We start from the raw sequence: 14123 nt of genomic DNA on the forward strand, positions 1-14123 counted from the left end.
GGGACACCGTCCTGCTATGTTCGGCCGCACAACAAATCCCGCCGACATCGACGACGACGGGTGCCGGGGAGCAGCCATGGACACCCAGCAGTCGGACTCTCGGCAGTCGGACACCCAGCAGTCGGTCGCGCACCGCACGGGCACGGCGGTCCTGACGGTCGCCGACCATCACGGCACGCCGCTGCCGGACGTCGAGGTCACGGTCGAGCAGACCCGGCACGCCTTCGGCTTCGGCAACATCGGCTTCGACTTCGTCGCGCTCGCCAACGACGAGGTCGACGGGGACGAGCGGGAGCACCTCGAACGGCTCGCGGACCGGTACACCGACGTGTTCACCACCGCGACGCTCCCGTTCTACTGGGGCACCTTCGAGCCCGAACGCGGCCGACCCGACACCGTCCGGCTCCGTCGCACCGCCGAGTGGTTCCGCGACCGAGGCGTCGCACTCAAGGGCCACCCGCTCGTCTGGCACACCGTGCAGCCGGACTGGCTCCTCGGGCTGCCCCTCGACGAGGTCGAACGGCTGCAGCGCGAGCGCATCCGCCGCGAGGTCTCCGACCTCGCGGGGCTGGTCGACACGTGGGACGCGATCAACGAGGTCGTCATCATGCCCGTGTTCGACAACGGCGACAATGCGATCACCCCGCTCGCCCGGGCGAAGGGCCGCATCCCGACGATCCGGATGGCGTTCGAGGAGGCCCGCGCGACGAACCCGCACGCGACCCTGCTGCTCAACGACTTCGACCTGTCGAGCGCGTACGAGTGCCTGATCGAGGGCGTGCTCGAGGCCGGGGTGCAGATCGACGCCATCGGGCTGCAGACCCACATGCACCAGGGCTACTGGGGCGAGGAGACGATGCTCGCGATGGTCGACCGGTTCGCCCGGTACGGCCTGCCGCTGCACCTGACCGAGACCTCGCTCGTGTCCGGCGACCTCATGCCCGCGGACGTCGTCGACCTGAACGACCACCGGGTGGACTCCTGGCCCTCGACACCGGAGGGTGAGGCGCGGCAGGCCGACGAGGTCGAGCGGCACTACCGGAGCCTGGTCGGGCACCCCGCGGTCGAGGCCGTCACGTACTGGGGCATCACCGACGCGGGCGCCTGGCTGGGCGCGCCGATCGGGCTGGTGCGCGAGGACGGGACGCCGAAGCCGTCCTACGAGGCGCTGCGCCGGCTCGTCAAGGAGGAGTGGTGGACCGGGCCGACCGTGCTCCGCACGGACGAGCGCGGGCAGGTGCGGGTGCGCGGGTTCCGGGGGGAGTACCGGGCGGACGTGCGGGGCGCGTCGGCGGTGTTCACCGTCGGGCGGGAGCCTGCGGAGCAGGAGCTGGTCGCGTCGGCGCCGTGACGACCTGACGACGTGACCGCGGGACGGACGGGAGGCGCGGCACGGGCCCGCCATGCGCCTTCCGTCCGACACCGCTCGCGCCGACCGACCCGGTCCTGTCCGATCCGACCCGGTCGCGTCGTCGCATCCGGCGTACCGTCCGTCGTGGCGCGCTCAGGCCGCGCGCCGGACAGGAGGCACGGGATGTCGGAGGACGCGGGAGCGGACGGGCTGGGCACGGCGCGACTGATCGGCATCGAGGAGCACTGGATCTCGGAACCGGTCGACCGGGCGCTCCGGGGCCTGGCCGGTGACGAACGTGACGCCAGCCTCGTGCTCAACGACCACGGCGACGTCCGTGCACGGTTGGCCGACCTGGGGGAGCGACGGCTCTCCGCGATGGACGATCAGGGCGTCGACGTCCAGGTGCTCTCGCTGGCCCCGCCCGGCGCACAGCTCCCGGACACTGCCGACGCCGTGGCGCTCGCCCGCGATGCGAACGACGAGGTCGTCGAGGCGATCCGTGCGCACCCCGGGCGGTTCCGGGCCATGGCGACGCTCCCGCTCGTGGACCCGGCGGCTGCCGCGACCGAGCTCGAGCGCGCCGTCGCGCTCGGACTGACGGGCGTGATGACCTACGGCCGGGTCGGTGACGTGACGCTCGACGACCCGCGGTACGACGACCTGTGGGCGGTGGCGTCGCGCCTGCGCCAGCCGGTCTTCATCCACCCGCAGGTGCCGCCCGGCGCCGTCCGCCGAGCCGCGTACTCGGGCCTCGGCGAACCGGTGGACCTCGCCCTCGCGACGTTCGGGTGGGGCTGGCACCTCGAGGCGGGGACGGCCGCGCTCCGGCTGATGGCGAGCGGCGCCCTCGACCGGCACCCCGACCTGCAGCTCGTGCTCGGGCACTGGGGTGAGCTGCTGCTCTTCTGGCACGGGCGGGCCGACGGTGTCGCACGGACGGCCGGGCTCGATCGGTCGGTGACGGACTACCTGCGCGAGAACGTCTGGATCACCGCGTCGGGCATGCTCGACCCGGCGCTGCTGCGGCACGCACTCGCCGTCACCACGATCGACCGGCTCGTGTTCTCGACCGACCACCCGTTCCAGTCGCCGACCCGCGAGCAGATCGACGGGTTCCTCGCGGAGTTCCCCGACGACGCCGCGCGGGAGGCGTTCGCGTCGGGCAACGCGCGGCGCCTGTTCGGGCTCGGCGACCACGGATGACGGATCAGGTGCGTGCAGCTCCTGCGCTCGCGGTGTCGACCAGGGTGCGCTCGGCATCGTCGAGGTAGTCGCCGAGCAGGGACGCCGCGGTGCCGCGGTCGCCGTCGAGCAGCGCGGCGACGATGGCCCGGTTCCGCTCGACGAAGTCCGCGTGGAAGGCGGCGGGGTCGTCCGTGGACAGGAACGCCAGGCGCATCTCGGCGAGCAGGGAGTCCATCAGACCGTGCAGTCGCTCGCTCGGGACGGCTCGGACGAGCGCCGCGTGGAAGCGGACGTCGGCGGTGCCGACCTCGGCCCACCGTCCGGCTGCGGCGGCGGCCTGCGCGGCGTCGACCGCGGCGACGGCGTCGGACAGGGCCGGGGAGTCCGGCGCGCAGGCACGGACGCCGGCGGTCTCGAGGACCCGTCGCGCGGCGTAGAGGTCGCGGACGTCCTCGGGCGTCAGCCGGCGGACGAACACCCCGCGGTGGAAGACGTGCTCGACGAGGCGCTCCTGCGCGAGCAGCCGGAAAGCCTCCCGCAGCGTGTTCCGCGAGACGCCGAGCTCGTCGCTGAGGCGCTCCTCGGACAGCTGGGCGCCCGGCAGGTGGTGGCCGCCGGCGATGGCGGTGCGCAGGCGGGCGGCGGTGGACTCGGCGCCGCCGAGGGAACGGGTCATGCCCCGATCCTCCCCGGACCGGGCGTGGGGAGCCGTCGCGCGCGCCGACACGCGCTGAGTGGATCGGGCAGCGGCCCGCAGTTTGCGTGCGTGTTACAGATCGCCCGCACCCCTTGCGATTGTTGAACAATGCTGGTGAGACTGTCCCGCATGTTCGTCCTCATCGGTGTCGCCGTCGTGATCGTCGGCTTCGCCCTCCGCGTCAACGCGCTGCTCGTGGTCACCGTGGCGGGCATCGTCACCGCGGCCATCGGCGGCATCGACCCGGTCGGCATCCTCGACGCCTTCGGCAACGGCTTCGCGTCGAGCCGGAGCGTCACCACGTTCGCCCTCGTCCTGCCCGTCATCGGGCTCGTCGAGCGGTACGGGCTGCAGGACCAGGCGAAGCGCCTGATCGCGAAGCTCGACCGCCTCACGACCGGGCGGATCCTGGCGGGGTACCTCGCGGTCCGCCAGGTCACCGCCGCCGTCGGGCTCACCAGCATCGGCGGTCCCGCGCAGACGGTCCGTCCGCTCGTGCACCCGATGGCCGAGGGCGCCGCCGTGAAGCGCTACGGGCGCATCGACGAGCGGATGCGCGAGAAGATCAAGGGCTTCTCGGCGTCGTCCGACACCGTCGGGGTGTTCTTCGGCGAGGACGTGTTCGTCGCGGTCGGCTCGATCCTCCTCATCACCACCTTCGTCGACACCACCTACGGGCTGGCGCTCGAGCCGATCGACCTCGCGCTCTGGGCGATCCCGACCGGCATCGCGGCCCTGGTCGTCCACGGCATCCGGCTGCTGCTGCTCGACCGACGACTCGACCGGATGGCGGCGGACGTGCTGCCGCAGACCCAGGGGGTGGCAGCGTGATCACCAGCGAGTGGCTCTACTGGCTCATCGGCGCGTTCTTCGTCGTCGTCGCCGTGCTCATCGCCGCCGACGCCGGTCACGCCAAGCGCCTCGGGAACGCGGCGTTCTGGGGCATCCTCGGCGTCTCCTTCCCGGTCGGCACCTTCGTCGTCTCGGGCGCGGTGCCGGCGTGGGTGCTCGGCGTCGCCGTGCTCGTGATGGTGGCCCTGGCCGGTGCCGGACTGACCGGCACCACGAGCCGCACCCGCGTCGCGGCCGTCCCCGGGGCCGGGACCGGTGCCCCGACCGGCCCGGCGGACCCGACCGGCACGGTCGAACGGGTCCCTGCGCAGGAGGGCGTCGCGGCGGCGCAGGGACGGAGCGCCACGAGCGTCCTCGCCACGACGGGTCCCGAGGAACGGGCCGCGTCCGCCCGCCGCTTCGGCAACCGGCTCTTCGTGCCGGCGCTCGTCGTCCCGGTGGTGGCGGTCCTCGTCGCCACGCTCGGACCGCTCGTGCGGATCGGTGACCGGCCGCTCCTCGCCGAGGGCAGCGCGACGCTGACGGGGCTCGGCCTCGGCTCGGTGCTCGCCGTCGTGGTCGCCGTCCTCGTCCTCCGGCCGCCGAGCGTCGCCACCCCGGTGCGCGAGGGCGGGCGGCTCCTGCAGGCGATCGGCTGGGCCGCGCTCCTGCCGCAGATGCTCTCGACGCTCGGCATCGTCTTCACCCAGGCCGGTGTCGGTGCCGCGGTGGGCACCATCACGAAGGCCGTGCTGCCGGACGGGTCCCTGCTCGCCGCGGTCGTGCTGTACTGCGTGGGCACGGCGGTATTCACGGTGATCATGGGCAACGCCTTCGCGGCCTTCCCGATCATGACGGCCGCCATCGGGTGGCCCGTCCTCGTCCAGCAGTTCGACGGCAACCCCGCGGCGATCTTCGCCATCGGCATGCTCGCGGGCTTCTGCGGCACGCTCGTCACCCCGATGGCGGCCAACTTCAACCTCGTACCGGCGGCGCTCCTCGAGATGCGGGACAAGTACGGGCCGATCAAGGCACAGCTGCCGACCGCCGTCGTCCTGCTCGCCGTCAACACCGGGATCATGTACCTTGTCGCATTCTGAGAACCACCGCCCCGACGCGGACCGCCCCGACCTCCTCCGTGCCGCCTGGGCCGAGCGGTTCGCCCGGGTCGCCCTCGACAACACCACCCGCGAGTACCCGTACGCCGCGCACCACGCGACGACGGGGCCGGACGACCGAGCGCTGCCCGTCGAGCTCCACCCCGCGTTCGCGACGTCGTACGACTGGCACTCGTCCGTGCACATGCACTGGCTCGCCGCGCGGTTGCTCGCCCACGGCCTGCCGACGGAGCAACAGACGGCGTTGACCGCGGTCCTGCAGGACCACCTGCGCGCCGACCACCTGGCGACGGAGGCCGCCTACCTGCGCGCCGCACCCCACTTCGAACGGCCGTACGGCTGGGCGTGGCTGCTGCGCCTCGCCGCAGAGGTGTCCGCGTCCGAGGTGCCCGAGCTCCGGGCGCTCGCTCCGGGCTTCGCACCCGTGGTCGATGCGATCGCCGACCTGGTCACGGACTGGACCGCCGCAGCCGCCCACCCGGTGCGCCACGGTGTGCACAGCAACTCGGCGTTCGGCCTGCTGCTCGTGCACGACGCTGCGCGCATCCTCGGGCGGGACGGACTCGTCGCCACGGTCGAGCGGACAGCACGTGAGTGGTTCGGGGGCGACGCGGGGTGGCCGTTCGGGTGGGAGCGGAGCGGGCACGACTTCCTGTCCGCCGGGCTCGCCGAGGCCGACCTCATGGCGGTCGTGCTCCCGCCCGCGGAGTACCGGGACTGGGCGGCCGGGTTCCTGTCCGACGTCGGGCCCGACGCCGAGGTCCTCCGCCCGACCGTGGTCCGCGACCCCTCGGACGCGCAGCAGGTGCACCTGTACGGCCTGGACCTGTCGCGGGCCGGCAGTGCGACGCGCATCGTCGCCGCGCTGCGGATCGACGGTGGTGACGTGCCGGTCGCCGGGCTGCTCGACGCGGCGGTCGACGAGCTGTTGGCCTCCGGCCTCGAGGCGGCGGTCGGCGAGGAGTACTACTCGACGCACTGGCTCGCCAGCTTCGCGTGGGACGCCATGGAGGCGCGGGAGGGCACCGCGCGCTGACCCACCGGTGCTGACCCGTCGGCGGGCACGGCGCCGTCAGCCGACCAGCCGGAAGCGCAGCGGGTCGCCGGGACGGAGCTGCGCGGCGCGGTCGACCGAGGCCGCCGTCAGGACCCCGACGACCGGGTACCCGCCGGTGACCGGGTGGTCGGCGAGGAACAGCACCGGGTGGCCCTCTGGCGGTACCTGCAGCGACCCGGTCTCGACGCCCTCGCTCGGCAGCTCGCCGTCCCGCTGGCGGACGAGCGGGTCGGGCGCGGTGGTGCGGACCCCGACCCGGTCGCTGTCCGGGCGGGTCGTCCACGTCTGACCGGTCAGGGTGCGGCGCCAGTCCGGACGGAACCAGTCGTCGCGCGGACCGGCGACCACGTCGAGCACGACCGGTCCGCCGGACGGGGGTGCGAGCGGCGGTGCGACGGCGTCGACCAGGGGCCACCCGTCCGCGTCCACGCCCACCGGCAGGACGTCGCCCGCCCGGACCGGCGACGGACCGAGACCCGCGAGCGAGTCCCACGAGCGGCTGCCCAGGACGGGCTCGACGGCGAGCCCCCCGCGCACGGCGAGGTACGTCCGCAGACCCGTCTCGGACAGACCGACCCGCAGCACGTCCCCGGGGCCGAGCATCAGGACCGCACCGATCGCTGCGCCGTGGACCCGGCCGTCCGCCCGCTCGACGGCGGCCGGACCGGGTGCGCCGGTCAGGGCGGCGACCACGTGCCCGTCCGCGCGGAGTGTGACGGAGCCGAGCAGGGCCTCCAGGACGGCCGCCGTCGGACGGTTGCCGACCATGCGGTTGGCGAGGGCCGCAGCACCGCGGTCGGCTGCGCCCGCCGCGCCGAGGCCGGCCTCGCTGAAGCCGGGGCGACCGAGGTCCTGCGTGCTCGCCGCGTACCCGACCCCGAGCACGGTGAGCGCGGTCACGACGTCACCGCGACGTAGCGCAGGCGCGTGCCGGGCGGGGCGAGCGCCGGTGGGTCGCGGTCGAGCGACCACATCGCGACGTCGGTCCGCCCCACCAGTTGCCAGCCGCCGGGGGAACTGCGCGGGTAGACGGCGCTGAACTCGCCCGCCAGGGCGACCGAGCCGGCCGGCACCGAGGTCCGCGCGGTGCTCCGCCTCGGCACCCCGAGCGACGGTTCGGTCCCCGTGCAGTAGCTGAACCCGGGCGCGAACCCGCAGAAGGCGCTCGTCCACACCTGCCCGGTGTGCCAGTCGACGAGGGCGTCGCGGGACGTCCCGAGCGAGGCGGCGAGTCCGTCGAGGTCCTCGCCGTCGTAACGGACCGGCACGACCAGGGTGGCGTCGTCCGTGCTCGGGGCCGGTGGCACCGGGACGACGAGGTCGAGCGCGCTCCGGAGCCGCACGGGGTCGGTGCGTGTCGGGTCGAAGCGCAGGAGGAGGGTCCGGGCGCCGGACACGACCTCGTGCACGCCGGGCAGGACGCCCTCGGGGTCCGGTCCGAGACCGCCGCGGAACGCCACGACCTGTTCGAGGGAGTCGAAGGTGACGAGGACCGCGGAGCGCCCGGCCGGCCGGACGTCGGCAGCGGTGCGTTCGGTCACGGCGTCGTCGTACCCGGCGCGAAGGGGGTGAGCTCCACGCCCTCGGCCGACAGGAGCTCCTGGATCGCCCGGGCCATCGCGACGGCACCGGGTGAGTCCCCGTGCACGCACACCGACTCGGCGGCCACCCGCACCTCGGACCCGTCCACGGCGACGGCGGTGCCGTCGGTCACCATCCGCAGCACGCGAGCGGCGACCTCGTCCGGGTCGTGCAGCACCGCGCCGGGACGGCTGCGCGCCACGAGTGAGCCGTCGGGTTCGTAGGCGCGGTCCGCGAAGGCCTCGGCGACGGGCCGCAGACCGAGGCGCTCGGCCGCAGCGAGGAGCTCGGAGCCGGGCAGGGCGAGGACGGCGAGCGAGGGGTCGACGTCGGCGACCGCACGGACGACGGCCTCGGCCTGCACCGTGTCGGCGCAGGCGGTGTTGTAGAGCGCGCCGTGGGGCTTGACGTACGTGACGCGCCCGCCGGCGACCGTCGCCGCGGCGGCCATCGCGCCGAGCTGGTGCACGACGTCGGCGTGCAGCTCGTCCGGCGTCACGTGCACCGGGCGTCGGCCGAACCCGGCGAGGTCCCGGTAGGCCACGTGGGCACCGATCGCGACCCCTCGTGCCACGGCTGCGCGCGCGGTCGCGAGCATGATCGTCGGGTCCCCGGCGTGCGCTCCGCACGCGATGTTCGCGCTCGTCACGAGGTCGAGGACCGCCCGGTCGTCACCGGCCGTCCACGCGCCGTAGCCCTCGCCGAGGTCGCTGTTGAGGTCGATCGTCGTCACGGGCGCTCCTGCGTCGTCGGGTGGTTGTTCAACAATCTACCGAGCGCCCGTGACGGTGTCACCCCTCCGGTCAGCCGAGGTCGAGCGTTCGGCTGAACGTGCGCGTCACGGGCGGGGCGGCGACGATCGCGCCGAGGGCGCGCGGGGCACCCTCGTCGGTGGCGCGCCAGGCGACGTAGGCGTCGTGGTCGGCCGGGGTCGTCCACCGCTCGAGCACGACGAGGCGCAGCGGGTCGTCGTCGTCGACCAGGACCTCGAGGGACTCGTTGCCCGCGAAGGTCGCCGTCTGGGCGAGGGTCTCGCGGATCGCGGAGTCGATGGTGTCCTGCGTGACGTCGTCCCGCAGCTGGACCTCGAGGAGCACCGTCTGGGTCATGTGCACACCTTCCGTCAGCGGCACCCGCCGGTCGGGCGCCGCGTGGGTCAACGTCGTCGCACCGCGCCGTGTTCCGGATGGACGCGGTCGGAGGGAAGGCCGCGCGTGCCAGGGTCGTCCTCGCCCACCTGCAGCGGGTGTCCACGACGGCACCCGGCGCCGTTGGCTCGAGGAGTCGTCGTCTCGACACCGACGGCCGGTCTCGCCGGGACCGCGACCGCGCCGGTCACTGCCAGATCGTCAGGCGGCGGGTGACGGACGCAGGACGCTCTCGTAGATCGCCACCAGCCCGTCGACACGCTGCTCCGCACTGCCGCGCGCCGCGACCAGCGCGGCGCTCGCCCGCTCGAGCATCTCCGGTCCGTCGTGCACCCTCCGGACGACCGCCGCGATCCCCGCGGCGTCCGGTGACGGCGTCGTGAAGCCGCCGCCCTCGGGGACGACCTCGGCGAGGTCGGGGTCGCAGTGCACGACGGGCAGACCGGTGGCGACCGCCTCGAGCATCACCATCGGCTGGTTGTCGAAGTCGACGGAGCTCGACACCAGCACGTGCGCGCGACGCATGGCGGCCAGTACCTCGTCGTGCGGGGTCGAGCCGTGCAACCGGACCGGGGTCCCGACCGCGGCCCGGGCGACCGCGGCCCGCGCGACGCCGTCGCCGAGCACGTCGACCACGGTGCCGGGCGGGAACGAGCGGGCGGCCTCGACCAGGACCTCCGGACGCTTCTCGGGCGACAGCCGACCCACCCACAGCACCCGCAGCGGCTCGTCGGACGCCCGGGTCCGGACGGCCGCCGGCCCGATCGCGTCGAGGACCGCGGGCTCGATGCCGTTCGAGACGACCGACACCGGGGTCCGCACGCCCCGGTCGACGAGCTTGTCGGCGAAGTGGCGCGACGGGACGACCACGTGGTCGCTCGCCCGCGACTGTGCGAGCATCACCCGCCACATCCGCCGCGCCGTCCTCGTGCGGGTGTAGGGGGCGTCGGCAGCGACGCGGATGCCCCGGCGGGGGACCTGCGTCGCGTGCAGGACGGCGAGGAGCACCGTCGTCACGGCGGGGACGGGCAGGACGTTCCGCGTGTAGACGTCGATGCGGCCGTGCATCGTGTGCACCACCGGGATGCCGAGGTCCTGCGCGGCGCGGAGCCCGCCGAGTGCGGCGAACATCTCGGAGTGCGTGTGCACGACCTCGATGCGGCGCGCAGCCAACTCGCGGCGGAGCAGGGCGCGGACGCGTCGAGGGGACCACGCGAAGGGGTAGCCGTCGGGGTGGAACACGGGGGAGACGGGCAGGCCGACCACGGCCGGAGCAGCGCTGCGGCCGGGGGCGTGCGCGGGGCCGGCGGGGTCGTCGGGACAGAAGACGGTGACGTCGTGCCCGGCGGTCGCGAGAGCCTCAGCGAGGGAGCGCACCGCCGTCTGGACGCCCCCGAGCGTCGGCAGGTAGTAGTCGGTGACCAGCGCGATCCGCACGCCCCGAGCCTAGGGCCGCCTGGTCGTACCGTGCTCCTGCTGGACCGTCGAGGTGCTCCTCGAGGTGCTCCTGCGGGCACCCGGTCTGCCCGTAGGATCGGGGCCGTGGGGGGAACGGGCACCGGGGAGCGCGCACTGGTCACGGGGGCGAGCGGGTTCGTCGGCGGTCACGTCGTGCGGCACCTGCGCGAGCACGGGTACCACGTCACGGCATCCGGCCGGCGGGCATCGGCGCTGCCCGCCGGTGACGTGCACGTCGGCGACCTCGACGACCTCGCCCGCTCGGACGTGCCCGCCGACGTCGTCGTGCACTGCGCGGCGCTCAGCTCGCCGTGGGGCCCGTGGACGGCCTTCGAGCACGCCAACGTCACCGGGACCGCCCGGGTGCTCGAGTACGCGCGGCGGGTCGGGGCGCGTCGGCTCGTGCACGTGTCGTCGCCCGGCATCTACGCCGCACCGCGCGACCGACTCGACATCCGCGAGGACCAGGTCGACCCGAGCCGCCCGATGAACCACTACATCCGCTCGAAGCTGCACGCCGAGGCGTTGCTCCGTGCCGCGACCGGCGACCCCGACGGACCCGAGATCGTCGTCCTGCGCCCACGCGGCATCGTCGGCGCGGGGGACACCGGACTCGTGCCACGGCTGCTGCGCGTGCACGACCGGGTCGGGGTGCCGCTCCTGCGCGGCGGACGCGGACTCGTCGACCTGACCGCCGTCGAGAACGTCGCCCTCGCCGTCCGGCTCGCCGCCGAGGTACCGGAGGCCGCCGGACTCGCCTTCAACATCACGAACGGTGACCCGCGCCCGTTCGTCGAGCTCCTCGACCAGCTGCTCACCGGACTCGGGGTGCGCCCGCGGTACCTGCGCGTGCCCGCCGGGCCGGTGGCCGCGATGGCCGCCGTGCTCGAGGCCGTGTGCGCGGTGCTGCCCGGGCAGCCCGAACCGCCGGTCACCCGGTACACGGTGTCGACGATCACGCACTCGCAGACGCTCGACCTGACCCGTGCTCGGCGGGTGCTCGGGTACGAGCCGGTCGTCGGGCTCGACGAGGCACTGGCGAGCTACGCCCCCGCCGGGCAGCGGGGTCGTCGCGCCGATGAGCAGGCGCGTGGCTGAGCGTCCGGCGGACAGCCGCGTCGCGGGGCGCCCGCTCGGTGTCCTGCGCGCCGCCGCCTGCGGGTGGACGACCCACGACGTGCACGGGCTCGTGCGCGGTGCGCCGCGCGGACGCCGGGTCTTCCCCGCGAACGAGTTCACCTGGACCGGTCCGGACCGTACCGTCCTGTTCGACACCGGGTACGCGCCCCTGCCGTGGCGGACCGGTCCGGCGGGCTGGGCGTACCGACGCCTGCTCCCACCCGTGGTCCCGACGGGCGGCACGCTCGCCGACGCCGTCGACACGGACGCCGTCACGCACGTCGTCCTGTCCCACCTGCACCCCGACCACGTCGGCGGACTCGGAGCCGTCCCGCACGCCACGGTGCTCGTCACCGAGGGTGTCGCCCGCAGCATCGCCCGCCCACGGCTGCTCGCCGGGCAGCTGCGCGGACTGCTGCCCGAGGGCCTCGCCGACCGGCTCCGGGTCGTCCCGGACAGCGCCTTCGGTCCCGCGCCGACCGGTCCGCTCGCCGGGATCGGACTCGCGACGGCCGACCCGTTCGGGGACGGTCGCACCCGCCTCGTCCGTCTGCCCGGACACGCGGACGGACACCTCGGCCTGCTGGTCGAGGACCGCGTGCTGCTCGCCGGCGACGCCGCGTGGAGCCGAGACCTGCTCGGGCGGGAACGCGACCTGCGCCTCCTGCCGCGGGCGGTCGCGCACGACTCCGGAGCGCAACGCGGCACCGCCGAACGCCTGCTCGCACTCGAGCGCGCCGGTGTCAGACTGCTGTTCAGCCACGACGAGCACCGGACCGGGGTGGACCTGCTCGCCGACGACGACGAGGACCGAGGGGGACCATGAAGCACTGCGCCATCGCCGGCTGGGGGACGGCACTGCCCGACCGGAGGGTCACCTACGGCAGCGGTGCCCGCACCGTCACGCGGTACCGGATCGCCGACGACGTGTCACAGCTCGACATGCTCGCCGAGGCAGCCGCACGCGCGATCGAGCACGCCGGCATCGACGCCGCCGACCTCGACCTGGTGATCGCCGCCTGCGCCGCGGGCGTGCAGCCGATCCCGTGCACGGCGGCCCTCGTGATGGAGCGGGTCGCGCCCGACGCCCGGGCGGCGGCCCTCGACGTGAACTCCACCTGCACGAGCTTCATCACGGCGCTCGACGTCGCCTCCCGCTACCTGGAGGACGGCGACCACGAGCGGGTGCTCGTCGTCTCCGGCGACGTCGGGTCGCGCTTCCTCGACCCGGCGCAGCGCGAGTCCGCCGAGCTGTTCTCGGACGCCGCTGCCGCCGTGGTGCTCACGCGCGGCGACGGGACGCAGGGGGTGCTGTCGGCGCTGCAGCAGACCTGGCCGGAACACGCCCACGACACCGAGCTCCGGGGTGGTCTGTCCCGGTACCCGGCCCGGCGGTACGCCGAGGGGGACCCGGCCGACTACCTGTTCGACATGCACGGCCGCCGCGCCCTGACCGGGATGCTCCGGGTCCTGCCCGGGTTCTTCGCGCGGTTCTGGGAGCGCAGCGGGCTCGGGCTCGACGACGTCGACCTGGTCGTGCCGCACCAGGCCAGCGGGGCGATCGGGCTCGCGATGCGCCGGATCGGGATCCCGACGGACAAGTACGTCGACGAGGTCGCCGCGTTCGGGAACTCGGTGTCGTCGTCGGTACCGTTCATGCTCGCGCGGTGCCTCGACGACGGACGACTCCGTCGCGGTGACACCGTGCTGCTCTGCGGGACGGCGGCGGGCCTGACCGCGAACGCCCTCGCGCTGCGCCTCTGACGTCTCGATCCCGACGTGTCGGTCTTGTACAGACCGTTGAACGATCCCGCTCGACCCTGAGACGCTGGAGGACCGCACGACCGTCACGACGATCGACCTCGACCAGTCGGTGCTCGACACCGCCGAGGAGCTCACGGGTGCACGCACGAACCGCGACGTCGTGGACCGTGCGCTGCAGACGCTGATCGCGGTGCGGCGTCAGCCGGCCGCGGTCGAACGCATCCGCGCCCGCGACGTGCTCGACGAGCAGACGCAGGCTCCCGTCGTGCACTACTCGGCACCCGGCGTCCCCGTCGACGGGCAGTGAGCGCCTACATCGTCGACGACTCCGTGTGGTGGAAGGCCAGCCGCTGCCCGTCGATCGCTGCACGACTCCGGGTGGTTGCGACACAGGACCTGATCCTGACCTGCCCTCCCCAGGTGCTGGAGTACTGCTTCTCCGCACGGGACAGCGCCGCACACGCTGCGTTGGCCGAGGACATGGCCGCGTTCCTGCCGGCGGACGTGGTGCCGTCCGCGAACGCCGCGCTCGAGATCCAGCAGTCGCTGTGGCACCGCGGGTACGTGCGCGGGGCGGGAGTCGTCGACGTCCTCGTCGCTGCGTACGCGGTGGCCGAGGATGCCGTGGTGCTGACCGCGGACCACGACTACGACCACATCGCTGCCGTGATGCCCCGCTTCCGCCACGAGTACCTGCCGGAGGGCTGACGCGTCGCGCGCGGGTCCACTCCTCGACCCCGCGCACCGTGCACGACGACGCCCCCGCCGCTGCTGCGACGGGGGCGTCCGATGGCCCCTGATCCCCGGGGAG

16 protein-coding genes are annotated in these 14123 nt (G+C 74.2%); 10 read left to right on the forward strand and 6 right to left on the reverse strand.

Annotated features, from left to right (window positions below):
- Positions 1 to 16 precede the first annotated feature (16 nt).
- Together QUG98_RS03595 and QUG98_RS03600 are read left to right on the forward strand one after the other, a co-directional pair.
- Positions 17 to 1351: an endo-1,4-beta-xylanase gene (locus QUG98_RS03595; RefSeq protein ID WP_434533414.1), complete on the forward strand. Its 1335-nt coding sequence runs from the start codon at positions 17 to 19 to the stop codon at positions 1349 to 1351.
- Positions 1352 to 1534: 183 nt separating this feature from the next.
- Entirely contained in the window at positions 1535 to 2557 is a 1023-nt protein-coding gene (locus QUG98_RS03600; protein ID WP_289469261.1) for an amidohydrolase family protein, read from the forward strand.
- Positions 2558 to 2561: 4 nt separating this feature from the next.
- On the opposite strand, the gene QUG98_RS03605 is transcribed toward QUG98_RS03600, so the two are convergent.
- A complete protein-coding gene (locus tag QUG98_RS03605) occupies positions 2562 to 3215 on the reverse strand; it encodes a GntR family transcriptional regulator (RefSeq protein ID WP_289469262.1) in 654 nt (217 codons plus the stop codon).
- A 150-nt stretch (positions 3216 to 3365) separates the two neighbouring features.
- Here QUG98_RS03605 and QUG98_RS03610 point away from each other — a divergent pair, with 150 nt between their 5' ends.
- The 3 genes from QUG98_RS03610 to QUG98_RS03620 are packed head-to-tail and all read left to right on the forward strand — an operon-like array spanning position 3366 to position 6221.
- Complete coding sequence (locus QUG98_RS03610; protein WP_289469263.1) at positions 3366 to 4067, forward strand: DUF969 domain-containing protein; 702 nt, start codon at positions 3366 to 3368, stop codon at positions 4065 to 4067.
- Positions 4064 to 5167: a DUF979 domain-containing protein gene (locus tag QUG98_RS03615; RefSeq protein ID WP_224441682.1), complete on the forward strand. Its 1104-nt coding sequence runs from the start codon at positions 4064 to 4066 to the stop codon at positions 5165 to 5167. Before QUG98_RS03610 ends, QUG98_RS03615 begins: the two co-directional genes overlap by 4 nt.
- Positions 5154 to 6221, forward strand: a complete 1068-nt coding sequence (locus QUG98_RS03620; RefSeq protein WP_289469264.1) for a DUF2891 family protein — start codon at positions 5154 to 5156, stop codon at positions 6219 to 6221. Before QUG98_RS03615 ends, QUG98_RS03620 begins: the two co-directional genes overlap by 14 nt.
- Before the next feature lie 36 nt (positions 6222 to 6257).
- Here the strand turns inward: QUG98_RS03620 and QUG98_RS03625 are convergent, their stop codons facing one another.
- The 5 genes from QUG98_RS03625 to QUG98_RS03645 all read right to left on the reverse strand — a co-directional run bounded on the left by QUG98_RS03625 (position 6258) and on the right by QUG98_RS03645 (position 10408).
- Positions 6258 to 7142, reverse strand: a complete 885-nt coding sequence (locus QUG98_RS03625) for a 5-oxoprolinase subunit C family protein (protein WP_289469265.1) — start codon at positions 7140 to 7142, stop codon at positions 6258 to 6260.
- Positions 7139 to 7783, reverse strand: a complete 645-nt coding sequence (locus QUG98_RS03630) for a 5-oxoprolinase subunit B family protein (RefSeq protein ID WP_289469266.1) — start codon at positions 7781 to 7783, stop codon at positions 7139 to 7141. Before QUG98_RS03630 ends, QUG98_RS03625 begins: the two co-directional genes overlap by 4 nt.
- The gene (locus tag QUG98_RS03635) at positions 7780 to 8556 is read right to left on the reverse strand and encodes a LamB/YcsF family protein (RefSeq protein WP_289469267.1); all 777 of its coding nucleotides are present in this window, start codon (positions 8554 to 8556) and stop codon (positions 7780 to 7782) included. Before QUG98_RS03635 ends, QUG98_RS03630 begins: the two co-directional genes overlap by 4 nt.
- Before the next feature lie 70 nt (positions 8557 to 8626).
- Positions 8627 to 8932, reverse strand: a complete 306-nt coding sequence (locus QUG98_RS03640; RefSeq protein WP_289469268.1) for a putative quinol monooxygenase — start codon at positions 8930 to 8932, stop codon at positions 8627 to 8629.
- Between the two features lie 240 nt (positions 8933 to 9172).
- A complete protein-coding gene (locus QUG98_RS03645) occupies positions 9173 to 10408 on the reverse strand; it encodes a glycosyltransferase (protein ID WP_289469269.1) in 1236 nt (411 codons plus the stop codon).
- A 105-nt stretch (positions 10409 to 10513) separates the two neighbouring features.
- On the opposite strand from QUG98_RS03645, the gene QUG98_RS03650 reads away from it, so the two are divergent.
- The 5 genes from QUG98_RS03650 to QUG98_RS03670 all read left to right on the forward strand — a co-directional run bounded on the left by QUG98_RS03650 (position 10514) and on the right by QUG98_RS03670 (position 14020).
- The gene (locus QUG98_RS03650) at positions 10514 to 11527 is read left to right on the forward strand and encodes an NAD-dependent epimerase/dehydratase family protein (protein ID WP_289469270.1); all 1014 of its coding nucleotides are present in this window, start codon (positions 10514 to 10516) and stop codon (positions 11525 to 11527) included.
- Positions 11520 to 12374 carry an MBL fold metallo-hydrolase gene (locus tag QUG98_RS03655; protein ID WP_289469271.1) on the forward strand — a complete coding sequence of 285 codons (855 nt, stop codon included), beginning with the start codon at positions 11520 to 11522 and terminating at the stop codon, positions 12372 to 12374. Before QUG98_RS03650 ends, QUG98_RS03655 begins: the two co-directional genes overlap by 8 nt.
- Positions 12371 to 13312 carry a 3-oxoacyl-[acyl-carrier-protein] synthase III C-terminal domain-containing protein gene (locus QUG98_RS03660; RefSeq protein ID WP_289469272.1) on the forward strand — a complete coding sequence of 314 codons (942 nt, stop codon included), beginning with the start codon at positions 12371 to 12373 and terminating at the stop codon, positions 13310 to 13312. The genes QUG98_RS03655 and QUG98_RS03660 overlap by 4 nt, the downstream gene beginning before the upstream one ends.
- A 91-nt stretch (positions 13313 to 13403) precedes the next feature.
- Entirely contained in the window at positions 13404 to 13619 is a 216-nt protein-coding gene (locus QUG98_RS03665; RefSeq protein WP_289469569.1) for a type II toxin-antitoxin system VapB family antitoxin, read from the forward strand.
- Complete coding sequence (locus tag QUG98_RS03670; protein ID WP_289469273.1) at positions 13616 to 14020, forward strand: PIN domain-containing protein; 405 nt, start codon at positions 13616 to 13618, stop codon at positions 14018 to 14020. Before QUG98_RS03665 ends, QUG98_RS03670 begins: the two co-directional genes overlap by 4 nt.
- Positions 14021 to 14123: the final 103 nt, after the last annotated feature.

The organism is Curtobacterium subtropicum, from assembly GCF_030362975.1.
Classification (GTDB): domain Bacteria; phylum Actinomycetota; class Actinomycetes; order Actinomycetales; family Microbacteriaceae; genus Curtobacterium; species Curtobacterium subtropicum.

Coding starts and splice junctions, on each gene's coding strand:
- QUG98_RS03595 (WP_434533414.1), top strand. CDS start 17: ATGTTCGGCCGCACAACAAATCCCGCCGACATCGACGACGACGGGTGC.
- QUG98_RS03600 (WP_289469261.1), top strand. CDS start 1,535: ATGTCGGAGGACGCGGGAGCGGACGGGCTGGGCACGGCGCGACTGATC.
- QUG98_RS03605 (WP_289469262.1), bottom strand. CDS start 3,215: ATGACCCGTTCCCTCGGCGGCGCCGAGTCCACCGCCGCCCGCCTGCGC.
- QUG98_RS03610 (WP_289469263.1), top strand. CDS start 3,366: ATGTTCGTCCTCATCGGTGTCGCCGTCGTGATCGTCGGCTTCGCCCTC.
- QUG98_RS03640 (WP_289469268.1), bottom strand. CDS start 8,932: ATGACCCAGACGGTGCTCCTCGAGGTCCAGCTGCGGGACGACGTCACG.
- QUG98_RS03660 (WP_289469272.1), top strand. CDS start 12,371: ATGAAGCACTGCGCCATCGCCGGCTGGGGGACGGCACTGCCCGACCGG.